Raw genomic sequence first — 16,124 nt, forward strand, 5'->3', positions numbered from 1 at the left:
CGCCATGCGTGGATCGGCCTAAAGCACCAACAATCGCCCCGGCGCATGGGCCAGGGGCCAATGACCCTGTTCGTACAGCGCAAGCACAGGCTCCCAGTGTGCCGGCAGGCCGAGATGCATCTCCAGCAGGCGTTGCCGGAAGGCGAACATCGCCCCATCGCGCGCCACCAGCTGCAGGTCATGTGCGCCACAGCGCAGTGCCGGCAGATCCAGGGCCGAAAGCGCGCGCATCAACGTGCGGTTGAGTTCGCGTCGGGCGTCGGCCAGTTCGGCGGGATGGGGCAGGGCGCCGTGAAACGGATCCGAATCGCCCAGTGTTGTGGGCATCCATTCGAAACCATCGGTATCGACGGTCCGCAGTGCTTCGGCCAGCGATCGAACGGCGACGACGCCGGCCGTTGTGGGCAGTTTTTCACCCAACCGGGAAAAAAAGCCGATTCCAGACATCCGCTGCAGCACGCTATCCATACCGGCATTGTAGTTCGACGCCATGCGTGGACGCCGCCGTCCACGTACTGCGGCTACAGCAATTCCAGCACCAACCCCAGCACCGGCAGCGCGATCGCCAGAGGCGCAATCCACGTTGGACGATACGGATACAACCCGAACGACAGCGCCACGCCGGCCAGGGTCATCGCGCCCAGCCACAGCACCGGGCCCATCGCCCAGCCGTGGTCGGCCACGCACAGTGCGAACGCCGCCGCCAGCAGCGCCCAGCCCAGCACCCGCCACTGCATCCGCCGTGCGGGTGCGGCCGCGGCCTTGCCATGCAGGTCGTGCTGGTGCTTTTCCATCGACAGCGACAGCGCGGTGAACGCAGAGAACGACAGCGCCAGTGCCAGCAGCATCATGCGCTGGCCTCCGCTTCGGCCGCTTCTGCAGTGTTCACCGATGCCTTCGGCGCAGCCGCAGCGGCCGCACGTTTCTTCTTCTCGGCCGCACTCAGCGGTGGCGTCCAGCGCTGCATGCGCCAGCCGCACAGCGCCAGCATCGCGCCGAACGCGATCATCGAAAGATCGACGCCGGCCAGTACCCAGTCGCCGCTGCGCAGTGTGACCCCGAGGTGGGCATGGGTGGTCACTACATTGACCACCGGCACCAGCGCGAACGCGGCCGCACCCAGGTACAGCTGCCACGCCCACATCATCCGCTTCGGCCAGATGAAGGCGGCCAGCAGCGCGGCGCCCCAGGCGCAGAAGAACACGTTGGCCTCGGCACTGGAGCGCTCGGCGATCTGCAGCGGCAGCAGGCGGTTGCCCCAGAAGTACGCCGCGAAGGCGATCGGCAGGCCGGCCACGGTGCCGATGTTCAGCGCATCGACCAGGCGCAGGCCGAATCCGGTACGCCCGTTCTTGGCATGCCTGGGACGCTCCTTCACCGCCCACAGCACCACGCCGCTGGCGACCATCAGGCAGCCGACCAGGCCGGACAGGAAGAACAGTGCGCGCAGGCCCCAGTCGGCGAAGCGCGCCAGGTGCAGGCCATACAGCACGCCACGGGTGGCGGTGGCACCGCCGGACGGTGGCGTCTCTTCCAGCAGCGCACCGCTGACCATGTCGTAGCGCAGCGCCGGGGTGTCGGTGGACAAACGCCTGCCGTCACGTTGGCGGATGTCAATCACCGCATTGGCAGCGCCCGGGTTGGACACGGTGAAGCCGGCCACTTCCACGCCGTGCCAGTGCGCACGCGCGCTGTCCAGCAACTGTGCGATCGGCAGCGGCGTGGCGCGGCCCTGCGCCGGCGCGGTCACCTCTGGCATGCCGCCGAAGGCTTCGCTGAAGAACTTGTCCTCGTCCTGCGGGTAGGCGACTTTCACCCCCCACGGCAGGTACATGATCATCAGAGTGACGATGCCGGTGTAGGTGATCATCGCGTGGTACGGCAGGGCCATCACCGCGCTGACGTTATGGAAATCCAGCCAGGACCGCAGGCCCTTGTCCTTGCGGAAGGTGAAGAAGTCCTTGAAGATTTTCTTGTGGGTGATGACGCCGGTGATGATCGCCACCAGCATGAACATCGCGCAGAAACCGACCAGGTAGCGCGCCCAGTACACCGGGATGTAGTGCAGGTCGAAGTGCAGGCGGTAGAAGAAGTCGCCGCCACGGGTCTCGCGCGCCTTCAGTGCCTGGCCGGTGTTCGGGTCGAGCGTGGCGTCGCCGAAGCCACCGCGACGGCCACGACTGGGGTCGGCCAGTTCCGGTGGCAGCCGCCAGAACAGCTGCATGGCCGGGTTGCGCGGCTGCGGCAGGGTGACGAACCAGTTCTCGGCGTGGCTCGCATTGGCCTGCAGGTAGTCCACCGCGCGCTGCGCGGCCACGTCGATGCTGACGTTGCTGGACGGCAGCTCCGGGCGCATCCAGCGACTGATTTCCTCGCGGTAGTAGCTGGCCGTGCCGGCCATGAAGATCAGCAGCAGCAACCAGCCGACCAGCAGGCCCGTCCAGGTATGCAGCCAGGCCATCGACTGGCGGAATCCGTTCTTCATGCCCAGGCGCCCAACAGGCGTGCGACCGCCGCCATCAGCAGGGCGGGGGCGAGGATGCCGACCCAGGCCCGCAGTGCGCTGCGGGTGGCAAAGGCCCACAGCGCCGCGCAGGCAGCCACCACAATGGCCAGCAGCATGCCGGTCAGCACGGTCTGGCCGCGCGCGCCGGGCAACGCCACCGCGCAGAACACGCTGGTCATCGAGGCCAGCGCATAGCCGCCGAAAATCGCGGCCAAAGCGCGTGACAGCACGCCCCAGCGCGGGCTGGAGAACAAGGTGCGGGGGCTGGCGGGTGTGGGCGAGCGGTCCACGGCGTTCCTGAAGGTAGGAGAAGGGATGGAACGCGTCCGCGGCCCCCTTGCGCCCTGCGCATGTCGCCCAGCGTGTCCCATCGACGAAGCACTGCCCGCGCAGACGGGCAGCCCAGAAGTCGGGGCAGTACACGGGCGATGGGCACGTTTTTGGTGCCCGTTTGGCTAAGCGTACAACCGATCAGCAAATGATATGTATTCGCATTTCATGAATCAAGCGTGCTGATCGTGGGCGTTGGCCGGGGCTAGAAACTGAACACCACGGTTGCCGCATGCAGCAGCAGGCCGATCAACCCGCCCACCAGGGTGCCGTTGAAGCGGATGAACTGCAGGTCGCGACCCACGCTCAGTTCCAGTTGCTCGACCAGGTGCCGCTCATCCCAGCCCTTCACGGTCTGCGCGATATGCGTGGTCACGCCCTCGCGCAGGCGGCCGGTCAGGCGCTGCGCACCTTCCAGCAGGTGCTGGTTGAGGGCCTCGCGCAGGGCCGGGTCGGCCTGCAGGCTGCTGCCCAGCGACGCCAGGCTGCGCCGCAGGTGTCCGACCAGCGCAGAGTCTTCGCGTTGCAGGTCGGCGCGCAGGCTGGCATGGATACGCGCCCACAGCCCCTGCACGTAGTCCTGCAGGGCGGGGTGGTCGATCATGTCCTGCTTGAGCTGTTCGATGCGCTCAGCCAGCGCCGGGTCTTCGCGCAGGCGCTGCACGTAGTTCTGCAGCCAGGTCTCGTAATCCTGGCGCAGCGGATGCTGCGGCTCGGCCAGCACCTGTTGCAGTTCTTCCAGTACCGCCCGCGCCAGGCGTTCGGCCAGGCTGTCGCCGATCTCGTCGATTGGCTTGACCCAGTTCACCGTGCTCGACAGCGTCGGCCATTCGCGCTGGATGTAGCGCACGATCAGCTGCGAGGCGCGCTCCTTCACCTCCGGCTGCTCCAGCCAGCGTCCCAGGCGCTGCAGGCCCTCGTCCAGCACGCGCTGGTGGCGGCCATCGGCGGTCAGCAGGGCCAGCAGTTCACCGGCGGTGGCAGCAGCGTTCCACTGCCGCAGCTGCTGCACCACGAAGGCATGCAGTTGCCGCCGCACCGCGGTTTCGTCGAAGAAATCCAGTGCCTGCAGCGCCCAGCCGCGGGCCATGTCGGCCAGCATCCGCGAGCGTGCCGGGTCGGCCAGCCAGCTACCGAGACGACTGGCCGGATCGAACACCTTCAGCTTGGCCAGCAGCACACCCGGTTCCAGGAACTGGTCGCGCACGAACAGCGCCAGGCTGTCGCCGATGCGTTCCTTGCTGCGCGGGATGATCGCGGTGTGCGGAATCGGCAGGCCCATTGGCCGCCGGAACAGCGCAACGACTGCGAACCAGTCGGCCAGCGCGCCGACCGCAGCAGCCTCGCAGAAGGCCGAAACCCAGGCCCAGATGCCGCGTTCGCCGTGCCAATGGCTGACCGCGAATCCGGCCAGCATCAACAGCAGCAGGCCCAGTGCGAGGGCTTTCAGGCGCCGCAGCTGGGCGCGGCGCGGATCGTGGGCAGGCGTCATGCCGGAAGTCTAACCGGCACGGCATGAGCATCTGGTAGTGCCGGCCGCTGGCCGGCATCTTCAGTTCACCCGATACCTTCATGGAGTTGCCGGCCAGCGGCCGGCACTACCTGCTTGCGCAGCGCGGCCAGCTGCGCGCGCAGGGTGTCGTTCTCGCGGGTCAACGCGACCACGCGGCGGCGCAGGGCCGGGGCATCCTCGCCCAGCTGTTCCAGTGCCAACAGTACCTCGGCGTCGCGGCTGGCGATCTCGTCCTCGCTGGGCTCCTCGAAGTCCATCTCGGCCGCGTCCGGCTTCGGCGCGCGCGGCTTGCGCTTGGATTCGCGCACGCGCTTGGCCGCCTGCTTCAGCTCATCCTTGCCGCCGGCGGCGGCGGCGCGTTGCTCCTCTTCGGGCAGATCGGCCACGGCTGCGGCGGCGCTGATCGAGATCACGCCGGCCTTCACTGCCTCCACCACTTCGGGTGCAGCCTGGGCATGGATGCGCTCGATCATGCCGACCTGGCTGGTACTCAGCTTGGCTTCGCGGGCCAGTTCGGCGCGGCTGAGCTTCGGTGCCGGCTCCCACGGCGGGCTGTCCTCGCCCGCCTCATCGGCAATCTCGGCGGTACCGTCGCTCTCGCGCTGCAGCTGCGCCTGCTCGACCTGCTTGCGGGCGGCCAGGATGTCGCGCTTGCGCAGCGCCAGCACGCCGCGCTGGAAATCGGACACGCTGCGACGGCCCAGATGCTGCTCGATCATCCACAGGTGAACGTCTTCCATGCTCTGGAAGCGCGTGTTCTGCACGGTGTTGAAGGGCAGGCCATGCTTCTGGCAGATGCCGAAACGGTTGTGACCATCGACCAGCACATTACCCCACAGCACCAGCGCATCGCGGCAGCCTTCGGCGAGGATGCTGCGCTCCAGCGCGTCATGTTCGTCCGCGGTCAGCGGGTCGATGTAGGCCTTGAGTTCTTCTTTGACGACGATATCCATGGGCACGGCAACGAGCAGGAGCGGAACCGCCCATTGTACCCGCTCGCCGCCGCCGGCCCGGGCTCAGGCGGTGACCCGGATCATCTCGCCCAGGGTGCCGGTGATCTGGTCGATCTGCGCCTTGTCCACGATCAGCGGCGGCGACAGCGCGATGATGTCACCGGTGCAGCGCACCAGCAGCCGGCCATCGTGGAAGCAGCGCCGGAACACCTCGTAGCCGCGGCTGCCAGGGGCATCGCGGCGCGGTGCCAGCTCGACCGCGCCGACCAGCCCGAAGTTGCGGATGTCGATCACGTTGGGCAGGCCCTGCAGCGCGTGCAGCCGTTCCTGCCAGTACTCGCCCAGTTCGATGGCGCGCTCGAACAGGCGCTCCTCGGCGTAGACGTCCAGTGTTGCCAGCGCTGCGGCGCAGGCCAGCGGGTGACCCGAGTAGGTATAGCCGTGGAACAGCTCGATGGCCTGCGGCGGGGCCTGCATCAGCGTGGCATGCACGGCGTCGCTGGCCAGCACGCCGCCCAGCGGCACCGCGCCGTTGCTGACCGCCTTGGCGAAGGTCAGCAGGTCCGGTGTGACCCCGAAGCGCTGCGCGGCGAAGGGCATGCCGACCCGGCCGAAACCGGTGATGACCTCATCGAACACCAGCAGGATGCCGTGGTGGTCGCACAATTCGCGCAGGCGCTGCAGGTATCCGGGCGCGGGCAGGATCACCCCGGCGGAGCCGGCGATGGGCTCGACGAAGACGGCGGCAATCGTCGAGGCGTCATGCAGCGCGATCAGCCGTTCCAGGTCGTCGGCCAGCTCCGCGCCCTGGCGCGGCAGGCCCTTGCTGAACGCGTTGCGCTGCAGGTCCAGGGTGTGGCGCAGATAGTCCACGCCCCCCAGTTGCAGGCCGAACGCCCTGCGGTTGTTGGGCAGACCGCCCAGCGCCATGCCACCGAAACCGACGCCGTGATAGGCCTTCTCGCGGCTGATGAAGCGCGTGCGCTGGCCCTCGCCACGCTGGCGGTGGTAAGCCAGCACGATCTTCATCGCGGTATCCACCGCCTCCGAGCCGGAGCTGGTGAAGAACACATGGTTGAGCGGGGCCGGAGCCAGTGCGGCCAGCCGCTGTGCCAGCGCGAAGGCCGGCGGCGAGCCCATCTGGAAAGCGGGCGAGTAGTCGAGCGTGCGTGCCTGCCCGGCGATGGCCTCGACGATGCGCGGTCGCGCGTGGCCGGCGTTGCAGCACCACAGGCCGGCGGTGCCGTCGAGGATCTGTCGGCCATCGATGTCTTCGTAGTGCATGCCTTCGGCGCGGACCAGCATGCGTGGTGCCGCCTTGTACTGGCGGTTGGCGGTGAATGGCATCCAGTAAGCGTCCAGTGACTCGGGGCGCTGTGTGGTCAGGTCGTGCAGGTCGCTTCCGGGACGCTTCATGCCAGCTCCGTCGGGTCCGATGCGACGAATGTAGCGCAGCCACGTCACGGCGGAGTCGCGGTGACCCCGGTATAACCAAGGCTCGTAGAATGCTGGAGCTTCCCATGGCCGATTTTCCCGACCGCAGCCATTGGCAGGCACTGGCCCTCCAGCTGTCGATGCCAGGCCAGGCCTTCATCGATGGCCGCTATGTCGATGCAGCCAGCGGCGCCCGTTTCGACTGCGTCAGCCCGATCGACGGTCGCGTACTGGGGGCGGTCGCCGACTGCGACGCACAGGACGTGGAGCGCGCGGTACTGGCCGCGCGGCGCAGCTTCGAGGCCGGCCACTGGTCGCAGGCCAGCCCGGCCCAGCGAAAGCGCGTGCTGTTGGCGCTGGCGGCATTGGTCGAAACGCATGCCGACGAGCTGGCCCTGCTGGAAACCCTGGACATGGGCAAGCCGGTGCGTGATGCGCGCCGCATCGACCTGCCAGGTGCGGTGCGCTGCCTGCGCTGGACCGCCGAGGCCGTGGACAAGCTGTACGGCGAGATCGCGCCGACCGGCCCGCACGAACTGGGACTGGTCACGCGCGAGGCCGCCGGGGTCGTGGCCGCGATCGTTCCGTGGAACTTTCCGCTGCTGATGGCCTGCTGGAAGATCGCGCCTGCATTGGCCATGGGCAACTCGGTGGTGCTCAAGCCGTCCGAGCGCTCGCCCTTGAGTGCGTTGCGGCTGGCGGCGCTGGCCGCCGAAGCGGGCCTGCCAGAGGGCGTGCTGAACGTGCTGCCGGGGCACGGTGCGCGCGTCGGTGAGCCGTTGGCCCTGCACATGGATGTGGACGTGCTCGCCTTCACCGGCTCCACGGCCACGGGCGCGAAGCTGCTGCAGTGTTCAGGGCGATCCAACCTCAAGCGGGTCTGGCTGGAATGTGGCGGCAAGAGCCCGCATGTGGTGTTCGCCGACGCCCCTGATCTGGACGCCGCCGCGAAGGCGGTGGCACAGGGTATCTTCTTCAACCAGGGCGAGGTCTGTACCGCAGGTTCGCGGCTCCTGGTACAGCGTTCGATCCGCGAGGATTTCGTGCATCAGGTGGTTGCCTATGGCCAGCACATGCACCCCCGCCATCCATTGGACCCCGATGCGCCGATGGGCGCGCTGGTGGATGCCGCGCACCTGGACAAGGTGATGGACGATATCGCGCGCGCCGAAGGCGAGGGTGCCCGGTTGCTGCTGGGTGGGCGGCGCGCCGAAGTGGAAGCCGGCGGCAGCTACGTCCAGCCCACCGTGTTCGACCAGGTGCGCCCGGAGCAGGCACTGGCGCGCGAGGAAGTGTTCGGGCCGGTGCTGGCTGTGCTTGGTTTCGAAGACGAGGCCGAAGCGGTGCGCGTGGCCAATGACAGCCGCTACGGCCTGGCCGCGGGCCTGTGGACACGGGACCTGGGGCGAGCCCACCGCGTCGCGCGCCAGCTGCGTGCCGGCAGCATCTGGGTGAACGGCTGGGATGGCGGCGACATGACCGCTCCGTTCGGGGGCTACAAGCAGTCCGGCAACGGGCGCGACAAATCGCTGCATGCGTTCGACAAGTACAGCGAGATCAAGGCCACCTGGATGCAGCTGTAACGACGCGATTGCTGGACGGCTGTTCGCTCTCTGTAGAGTCGAGCGATGCTCGACTGCCGTTCGTTCTTCTGTAGAGCCGAGCCATGCTCGGCTGCATCTCGCGAAGAACCGTCGAGCATGTCTCGACGTTACAGGAGGCGCCTGCCCCCTCGTCGGCATCGGTGTCGGCTGAAACCATCGTGCCGTACCGCCGCCAGCCCGTGGCAGAATCGGTCGATCTGCCATTTCCCGTGTTGCCGATGTCCTCGATCACCGCTGCCGCGCCGCCCGTGAATTCCCCCCGTCGTGTTCTGCTGGCCAGCCTGATCGGTACCACGATCGAGTTCTTCGACTTCTACATCTACGCCACGGCCGCGGTGCTGGTGTTCCCGCACCTGTTCTTCCCGGACAGCAGCGAACAGGCAGCCCTGCTGCAGTCGCTGGCAACCTTCGCGGTGGCCTTCATCGCACGCCCGGTTGGCTCGGCAGTGTTCGGCCATTTCGGCGATCGCATCGGCCGCAAGGCCACCCTGGTGGCTGCGCTGCTGACCATGGGGCTGTCCACGGTGCTGATCGGCCTGCTGCCGACGCACGCACAGATCGGTCTGTGGGCGCCGGCGCTTCTGGCGCTGTGCCGTTTCGGCCAGGGCCTGGGTCTGGGCGGCGAGTGGGGCGGGGCAGTGCTGCTGGCCACCGAGAACGCACCGCCGGGCAAGCGCGCCTGGTACGGCATGTTCCCGCAGCTGGGTGCACCGCTGGGCTTCCTGCTGTCGGCCGGTATCTTCCTGGTGCTCGGCCGCTGCCTGAGCCAGGACGATTTCCTGCAGTGGGGCTGGCGCATTCCGTTCGTGGCCAGCGCGCTGCTGGTCGGCCTCGGCCTGTGGGTGCGGCTGAACATCCACGAGACCCCCGACTTCAAGCAGGCGCTGGAGCGCAAGGCGCCGGTGCGGCTGCCGATGTGGACGGTGCTGCGTGACCACCCGGTGCCGATGCTGCTGGGTACCCTGGGCGCGTTCGCCACCTTCGTGCTGTTCTACCTGATGACCGTGTTCAGCCTCGGCCATGGCACGGCGGTGCTGGGTTACAGCCGCGAGCAGTTCCTGCTGATGCAGATGGCCGGCATGCTGTTCTTCGCGCTGGGCATCCCGCTGTCGGCGCGCTATGGCGACCGCTGGGGGACGCGCCGCACGATGATCGTGGCCAGCGTGCTGATCATCGGTTTCGGCGTGCTGTTCGCGCCGCTGTTCCAGCCGCACAGCCCGTGGATGGTCACCGCCTTCCTGTGCCTGGGCCTGTTCCTGATGGGCCTGACCTATGGTCCCTGCGGTACCTTCCTGGCCGAGATCTACCCGGTGGAGGTGCGCTACACCGGCGCATCGCTGTCATTCAACCTGGCCGGCATTCTGGGTGCGGCACCGGCGCCGTACCTGGCCACCTGGCTGGCCGAACGCTTCGGTCTGGTCGCGGTCGGCTACTACCTGTGCCTGACTGCGGCAGCGACGCTGTGCGCGCTGGTGGCACTGCACCGGCGCGCGCTGCGGTTCAGCCAAAGAAGCGCTTGAGCGTGCGTCCCAGCCAGCCACCGCCCTGGTGCTCGCGGGTGAACTGGTTCAGGTGTGCCTTGACCTGTTCGGCATAGGCCTGATCATCGCCGCGGATGTGGTTGAACAACCAGCGCGAGAGCATCGTGCGCAGTTCATCGCTGATGTCCTCGCCGGCCTGGAAGCGCAGCCGGTACTCGGCCACACGCTTGATGAAGATCTCATGCACGCGCTTGTGCGCGGCACAGAACGGGTAGCCCGCTTCCTCCATCAGCTCTTCCTCGAACGCGAAGTGCGACATGGTGTAGTCGACCACCTCGTCGATCACTTCACCCACTGCCGCGCGCTGCAGGCTGGACTGGGCCACGTGCAGGTGGTTGAGCATCTCGATGATGCGGCGGTGTTGTTGGTCGATCACATCGATGCCGATGTTCAGATCGTCCTGCCAGACCAGTAGTGCCATCCCCGGCTCCCCTTCATGCGTATGTCGGGGCCGACTGTAGAGCTGCCGTGCGGGAACGGCGTTGATCTGGATCAAAGCGAGCCGGTCAGGTCAGCGCGGCTCGCGTGGACGCAGCGGGCTGGCCACCGTGGTGCAGCTGACCCGATTGCGGCCACCGGCCTTGGCCAGGTACAGCTGGCGGTCGGCCTCGGAGATCAGCCGGTGCAGCGCATCGCGCTGCGGGCGCAGGCAGCACAGGCCGATGCTGACCGTCATGCGCAGGGTAGCGGTGCCGATGTCCACCTCCAGTGCGGCGATGCGCTGGCGCAGCTCCTCGAAGTACAGCAGCGCCTCGTCCTGTTCCATGTCTGGCACCAGCAGGCAGAACTCCTCGCCGCCGAAGCGCGCGATCAGGTCGTGGCTGCGTGCATGCGCGGTCACCGCGCCGGCCACCGCGCGCAGCGCGTCGTCGCCCGCTTCGTGGCCATGGGTGTCGTTGATGTGCTTGAAGTGGTCGATGTCGATCATCGCCACCGCCACGCATTGGCCGTGCAGCTGCAGCTGCGGCAGCTGACGCTGGCTCTGCTCCAGGAAGAAGCGTCGGTTGGGCAGGCCGGTGAGGAAATCACGGGTGGCCAGGTCCTGCAGGGTGCCGATCAGCTCCAGCTGGTCCACGTTCTGCGAGACGCGGCAGAAGAACTCCTCGCGCGAGAACGGCTTGCGCAGGAAATCGTTGGCGCCGTTCTTCAGGAAGCGCGGGATCAATGAGGCGTCGGTATTGCCGGAGATGCCGATCACCGCCACCTTGTCGCGCGAGCGCAGGGTGCGGAGGCGACGGGTGAATTCCACGCCCTGCATGCCGGGCATTTCCTGGTCGACCACCGCCAGGCGGATCGCCGGATGCGCCTCGATAGCAGCCAGGCCCTCGTTGCCGTCGGCGGCTTCGTGCACCTCATGCCCATACATGCGCAGCAGGGCGGCGGCATAGCCACGGGCGGACGGCGAATCGTCCACCACCAGCGCGGCGATGCGTCGGTTGCGTTCCAGCCGCTGCACCAGCCACACCAGGTAGTCGATGCTGCCCGGGGTGTTCTTCAGCACGTAGTCGATGATCTGCTGCTGTAGTACGCGCTTGCGCAGGTCCTCGTCGTAAACGCCGCTGACCACCACCGTCGGCAGGTCGCGCTTGAGGAAGAACTCGACCACCGCATCGCGGTCGCCGTCGGCCAGCACCAGTCCGGTCAGCACCAGGAACCAGCCCCCGCCTTCGCTGAGCAGCCGGTCGGCCTCGGCCAGGGTGGAGGCGATCACCACCGGCAGTTCCAGGCGCTGCTCGATGGCTTCGCGCAGCATGCCGGTGAACGCACGGGAGTTTTCGACCAGCAGGATCCGCTGCGGCAGCGGATCGGCCAGGTCGCCATCGACGGCGGCCTGCGGCAGCACGGGCATGATGCGGTGGCTCACGAGGGAGGGGCTCGGCACGGATAGCGGCGGTTTCGGGTGTAACTTTAGCGGAGCAGCGTGCCCTGCGCGTCGTTCCCGGTCAGGCAGGCGATGCGAATGCCGCCGCTGTACCCGCAATCGATTCGTGCAGGACGAGCCGGAGCCGGTTGCTACGGCAATGCACCGTGCCGCCGTAGGCCATTATCCGGCCGGCCAGACGCTCGGTGGCTTGCTGAACGGTCCGGTTCGACAGCGTGCAACCACGGTCAAGCAGGCCCACAACCACCACGATGCCGCGGCGTTCGCCAGCCTGGCCGCTCCGGGCGCGCACGCTGACCTGTCCCGATTCCAGCTCCAGCAGCAGCGACACCGCCTCGATCAGCGAGCGATAGATGGCGAGTTGCAGGTCCACCGTCAGCAAGCAGGGGTTGCCCTCCAGCCGGGGCGGAATCACGCGATGGGAGTTGTTCCAGGTCTCGCATGCGCCGCCAACCCGAAGCGCGATATACAGCCCAACCTGCTCCAGCCCCGTGGGGTAGACCAGACTGGCCTGTTCACGGAACAGCCGCGAGTGCACGGATGAGGCGTGCTGCAGGCTGTTGGCCACGGCATGATGCCCCTGCGCCTTCAGCCAGCTGACCATCTCGCCGAGCGAGCTGTCCATGCCTTCGCCGAGTTGCTTGAGATGGGAGGCGCGCTCGCGAAGCTCACGCTCACGGGTCTGATGCGAACTGCGTGCCAAGCGCAATGTGGTTTCCTCAGCCAGTCCACGGGACCGTGCACGCTCATGGTGATAGCTGATGCTGGATCCCAGTGCGAGCAGTGCGACACTCATCACGGCCATGTTCTGCTGGGTGGCGAAGGTGCCCAGGTCGAACGAGGACGGTAGGCCGGTGCTGGGTGTGGCGAAATGGAGTGGAAGGTTCAACAGCGGAATCGCGATGGCAGCGCCACGCCACCCATGCATGAAGGTCAGGGCGATCGCTGGGAGGGAGGACAGCAGCACCAGGTGGGTGCGTGTGGTGTGGGCGCTGATGGCCGTCAGCTGCATGCACAGGCCCAGGACCAGCATCACCAGGATGGCCGTGACCGTAGGCGCAGCAAAGCGGCGCGTCCAATTGGGATCCGCGTGTCGTCGCGACCAGAGGAATGCCAACGGCACGAGGGTGATGATGGCGGCGAAGTGGCCAAAGATCGTGCGATCAACTGCGCTAAGCAGGTTGCTGGGCGGCGGGTTCGACCACAGAGCAAATGAAATGCCCATATTGAGAGCCGGGACGAACAATGCCGTGCAGAAGGTCAGCGACAGCAGCCAGAGGCCGGTGGCGGACTCTGATGGCATTCTCATGCGATGCAAGTAGACCACCAGCATCGCCAGCGGCATCAGCAGAGTCGAGGCCAGGATGACCCAGACCAGGCCGTAGCTATCGATCATGGGGATGCGCAGGGTTGCGAAGTACGCGTACTCCCCAAGCAGCAGGTAGGGCCACAGGCGGGTCGGGACGATCAGTAGTGCCGCTGCCCGGATGCCCGCAGGCAGGAAGAACTGATCCAGCGAGAACTGACGGGAGGCAAGGCAGCTCAGGGCGTAGACGGCCGCGAGTGCGATTCCGACGGGTCGGATCCGGAAGCTCAGTTCAATCGATTCTTTGAATCGCTCCAAGCCCGCGTCTCCCGTCTCCCGGCCAATGATGACTGGCCACTTCCGAAGACATTATCGACAGTTGGAGAAGGGCGCAATCGAGGTGCGTGGCCTCCCTTTGCGCTGCAATTGGCGGCTTCCTGTGCTTCGTGGCCCTACACGCCCGGCAGTGCGGCGGCATAGCCACCAACGGACGGTTAATCTTCCACAATCAGCGCGCCCACGGTTCGATCACGTTTTAGCCGTTGCACCAGGCACATTGGGCAGTTGATGCTGTCCGCTGTGTTCCCCATCACACAATCGACGATGTCCTGCAGTTACACGCGCTTGTCCAGGTCCTTGTCTCAGATGCCACTGACCTGCACCGTGGCGGGTTTCGATGCAGGTATTGGCGATTTCGGACACAGCATCGGCGTGGCATGGGTTTGCATCGATCCAGTGGATTATGTCCCATGGGCACTACGGAGTCCGCCCGGTATATGCTGATGCGATTGGCGGTAGCATCCTTCTTGATCCGTATTGCATCCAACCTGGAGGTTAGTGTGAGAAGTTTCCGAATTCATGCATTTGCTGGTGCATTGATGTTGGTGCCGGTATCCGTTTTTGCTTTTGCCCCGGGTGACGACCATGGAATCAAGATGGCCGGCCAAGGACTCGGCCAGTCGATTCCGCAGGCACAAGACCTGAGCGTGGATCCCGGCTGGTTGGTCTATGGGTTCGAGCGCGATGGCATGGACTATTTCCAGGTAAACGATCTCGCAGGGCACGTGCACATCGTGATCGGCAATGCTGCGGGCACGTTCTGGGTGCTGCCGGCAGGTGACCCATCTGCGAGGGTGTCGTTGCCGGAGCAGCGCCTGCCTGTTCCCGCAAAAGCCACCAGAACGGTTGTCTATCGGTCTTCCGCATTCACGCTGGTCAGATATGCTGGCGGAGCTGATGTGTTGTGGGCGGTAGAGGCACCCTGATACTGCCTGTTGCCGGGATATCGGCGAGCTTGAGTGTCGGGCTGCATGGGCACCCGGATGTTCGCCGGGTGCCCATGACGCCCTTGGCCAGGGGATGAGCGGGACGCTTATGCGATTCCGCTGCTTTGGTTCGCTCCGGCCGCTTGACTGTGAAATGCACTACTGCAGCGCAGAGGGTGCGGGGCAGCTGTACTGCGATGGAGCGCTGGGCACTGCCTCAAGTTTTGATTCACGGTCGAGGAACAGAATCCTGACCCGGTTGCCATAGCAGTCAACGGTCCCGTCATAGGGCAGGGTTCGCCCGGACAGCCGCTCGAACGCTGCCATGGTTGTCTGCTGGGAAAGGCGCCGACGCGACTCCAGCAGCGACACGACCATGAGGATTCCGCGCCTGGAACCCATTCCGCCGCACCTTGCACGAATGCGAATCTGGCCACCTTCATGCTTGAGAAGAATGGAGACCGCATCAATGAGTGTTCGGTAAGCGGCCAACTGCAGTTCCACGCTCAGGTTGCAGGGGTCGCCCTTCAGATCCGGGCGGAGAACGCGCTCCGTCAGCTTCCATGACTCACGGATGCCGCCAGCCTGCAAAGCCACGTAAAGCCCAAGATGCTCCAGGCCCGAGGGATAGACCATGCTTGTCTGTTCGCGAAAGAGCCGCGAATGTACATTTGAGGTATGCAGAAGGCTGCTGGCCACTGCGTGATGTCCCTGGGCCTTGAGCCAGTCGGCCAGCTCAACCAGCGACGTATCAATGCCGTCGCCGAGCTTGCGAAGGTGCAGGGCACGCTCACGCAGCTCCATCTCGCTGGCCAATTGCGAGCTCCTCGCAAGATGGATGGCGTCCCTTTCCCCCATCTCGCGCAGCCTGTAACGATGGTAGAAGTGGGTGATGCGTGATCCGAGCAACAGCAATACGATGCCGCTGATCGCCATGATCTGCTGGGTGATGAAGGCCGCTGGATCGAATGCGGTTGGATGTGTGTTGGGCGTGGTCAGGCCGATGACCATGTTGAGCACCGGCACTGCAAGGGCGGCACCCTTCCAGCCATACAGGCAGGTAAGTGCGGCCGCGGGGAGTGCCAACAGCAGCAGGAGCGTTGCCTTCAGCGCAACCCAGTCTGCGGGCAGTTGAGTTGCTGCTATCCCGATCAGCAGCATCAACGAAAGTGCCGCCAGCATCGGGGTCTTTCGTCCAGCGTTCCACTCCTGCCCCACGTCCTGTCGCGCCCACAGCATGGCGATGGGGGCCACCGTCAGAATGCCGATGAAGTCGCCCACGCTGTAACGCGCCGCATTGGTCAGGAAGGGCGTGGAAGGGGGTGTTGGCCAGAGCAGATGGGAAAAGCTGAGGTTCAGCAGAGTAATAACGACGCTGGAAGCGGCGGCAATCAACAAGAGGCCGATCGTCTGCGACTCCGCCATCAGTCGCCGTTGCAGCTTCACAATCAACATCACTGCGGGCATGAGGAACGCGGAGGCAACAATGACCCATGTCAGGCCGTACTTCTCGATCATTGGCACGCGGGACTGTGCAAAGTACGCATATTCGCCCAGCAGCAGATAAGGCCACAGGCGCGGCGGGCACAACAGTACGGCCGCCACCCGGATGCCGGCTGGCAAATAGAACTGATCCAGCGACAGCTGTCGGGTTGCCCAATAGGCAACTGCATAAAGCAAGGCAAGCATCAGGCCAGCCGGACGAATGCGCACCTTCAGCAACAATCCTTCTTTCCACCAGTCCAATCGCACGTCCCCCTCTCCTACGTGTCCCCTGTCAGCTTCCATTC

Annotated in this window: 14 protein-coding genes; 3 read left to right on the top strand and 11 right to left on the bottom strand. The window is 66.0% G+C overall.

The genetic code is table 11. From position 1 onward, the window contains the following. Positions 1 to 18 precede the first annotated feature (18 nt). The 7 genes from ACSYHF_RS06835 to ACSYHF_RS06865 form a co-directional block, all read right to left on the bottom strand. Positions 19 to 492, bottom strand: a complete 474-nt coding sequence (locus ACSYHF_RS06835; protein WP_338167739.1) for a hypothetical protein — start codon at positions 490 to 492, stop codon at positions 19 to 21. Positions 493 to 521: 29 nt separating this feature from the next. After that, positions 522 to 851, bottom strand: coding sequence for a DUF3325 domain-containing protein (locus ACSYHF_RS06840; RefSeq protein ID WP_338167740.1), 330 nt, complete (start codon positions 849 to 851; stop codon positions 522 to 524). Then, a complete protein-coding gene (locus tag ACSYHF_RS06845; RefSeq protein WP_447576199.1) occupies positions 848 to 2,485 on the bottom strand; it encodes a PepSY-associated TM helix domain-containing protein in 1,638 nt (545 codons plus the stop codon). The genes ACSYHF_RS06840 and ACSYHF_RS06845 overlap by 4 nt, the downstream gene beginning before the upstream one ends. After that, positions 2,482 to 2,796 (bottom strand): DUF3649 domain-containing protein, encoded by a 315-nt coding sequence (locus tag ACSYHF_RS06850; protein ID WP_005415910.1) that lies wholly within the window; start codon positions 2,794 to 2,796, stop codon positions 2,482 to 2,484. The genes ACSYHF_RS06845 and ACSYHF_RS06850 overlap by 4 nt, the downstream gene beginning before the upstream one ends. 245 nt (positions 2,797 to 3,041) lie before the next feature. Then, positions 3,042 to 4,328, bottom strand: a complete 1,287-nt coding sequence (locus tag ACSYHF_RS06855; RefSeq protein WP_375367863.1) for a DUF445 domain-containing protein — start codon at positions 4,326 to 4,328, stop codon at positions 3,042 to 3,044. Positions 4,329 to 4,393: 65 nt separating this feature from the next. Beyond that, positions 4,394 to 5,302 carry a plasmid replication/partition related protein gene (locus tag ACSYHF_RS06860; protein WP_375367253.1) on the bottom strand — a complete coding sequence of 303 codons (909 nt, stop codon included), beginning with the start codon at positions 5,300 to 5,302 and terminating at the stop codon, positions 4,394 to 4,396. A gap of 63 nt (positions 5,303 to 5,365) precedes the next feature. Then, positions 5,366 to 6,718, bottom strand: coding sequence for an aspartate aminotransferase family protein (locus ACSYHF_RS06865; protein ID WP_111177052.1), 1,353 nt, complete (start codon positions 6,716 to 6,718; stop codon positions 5,366 to 5,368). 104 nt (positions 6,719 to 6,822) lie between these two features. Between ACSYHF_RS06865 and ACSYHF_RS06870 the strand changes: the two genes are divergently transcribed. Together ACSYHF_RS06870 and ACSYHF_RS06875 are read left to right on the top strand one after the other, a co-directional pair. Continuing rightward, a complete protein-coding gene (locus ACSYHF_RS06870; RefSeq protein WP_065177402.1) occupies positions 6,823 to 8,319 on the top strand; it encodes an aldehyde dehydrogenase in 1,497 nt (498 codons plus the stop codon). 239 nt (positions 8,320 to 8,558) lie between these two features. After that, positions 8,559 to 9,860, top strand: coding sequence for an MFS transporter (locus ACSYHF_RS06875; RefSeq protein WP_111177050.1), 1,302 nt, complete (start codon positions 8,559 to 8,561; stop codon positions 9,858 to 9,860). Here the strand turns inward: ACSYHF_RS06875 and ACSYHF_RS06880 are convergent. From ACSYHF_RS06880 to ACSYHF_RS06890, 3 genes are all read right to left on the bottom strand, one after another. After that, positions 9,841 to 10,302 carry a bacteriohemerythrin gene (locus tag ACSYHF_RS06880; RefSeq protein WP_005415916.1) on the bottom strand — a complete coding sequence of 154 codons (462 nt, stop codon included), beginning with the start codon at positions 10,300 to 10,302 and terminating at the stop codon, positions 9,841 to 9,843. The two genes, ACSYHF_RS06875 and ACSYHF_RS06880, sit on opposite strands and share 20 nt — an antisense overlap. Before the next feature lie 90 nt (positions 10,303 to 10,392). Next, a complete protein-coding gene (locus ACSYHF_RS06885; RefSeq protein ID WP_065177473.1) occupies positions 10,393 to 11,730 on the bottom strand; it encodes a diguanylate cyclase in 1,338 nt (445 codons plus the stop codon). A 94-nt stretch (positions 11,731 to 11,824) separates the two neighbouring features. Next, positions 11,825 to 13,387, bottom strand: a complete 1,563-nt coding sequence (locus ACSYHF_RS06890; protein ID WP_005415918.1) for an MASE1 domain-containing protein — start codon at positions 13,385 to 13,387, stop codon at positions 11,825 to 11,827. A gap of 458 nt (positions 13,388 to 13,845) precedes the next feature. Here ACSYHF_RS06890 and ACSYHF_RS06895 point away from each other — a divergent pair, with 458 nt between their 5' ends. Beyond that, positions 13,846 to 14,334 carry a hypothetical protein gene (locus ACSYHF_RS06895; RefSeq protein WP_032954065.1) on the top strand — a complete coding sequence of 163 codons (489 nt, stop codon included), beginning with the start codon at positions 13,846 to 13,848 and terminating at the stop codon, positions 14,332 to 14,334. A gap of 159 nt (positions 14,335 to 14,493) precedes the next feature. Here the strand turns inward: ACSYHF_RS06895 and ACSYHF_RS06900 are convergent, their stop codons facing one another. Beyond that, positions 14,494 to 16,086 (bottom strand): MASE1 domain-containing protein, encoded by a 1,593-nt coding sequence (locus ACSYHF_RS06900; protein ID WP_032954066.1) that lies wholly within the window; start codon positions 16,084 to 16,086, stop codon positions 14,494 to 14,496. Positions 16,087 to 16,124 lie beyond the last annotated feature (38 nt).

The sequence above is a fragment of the Stenotrophomonas maltophilia group sp. P373 genome (assembly GCF_053295075.1).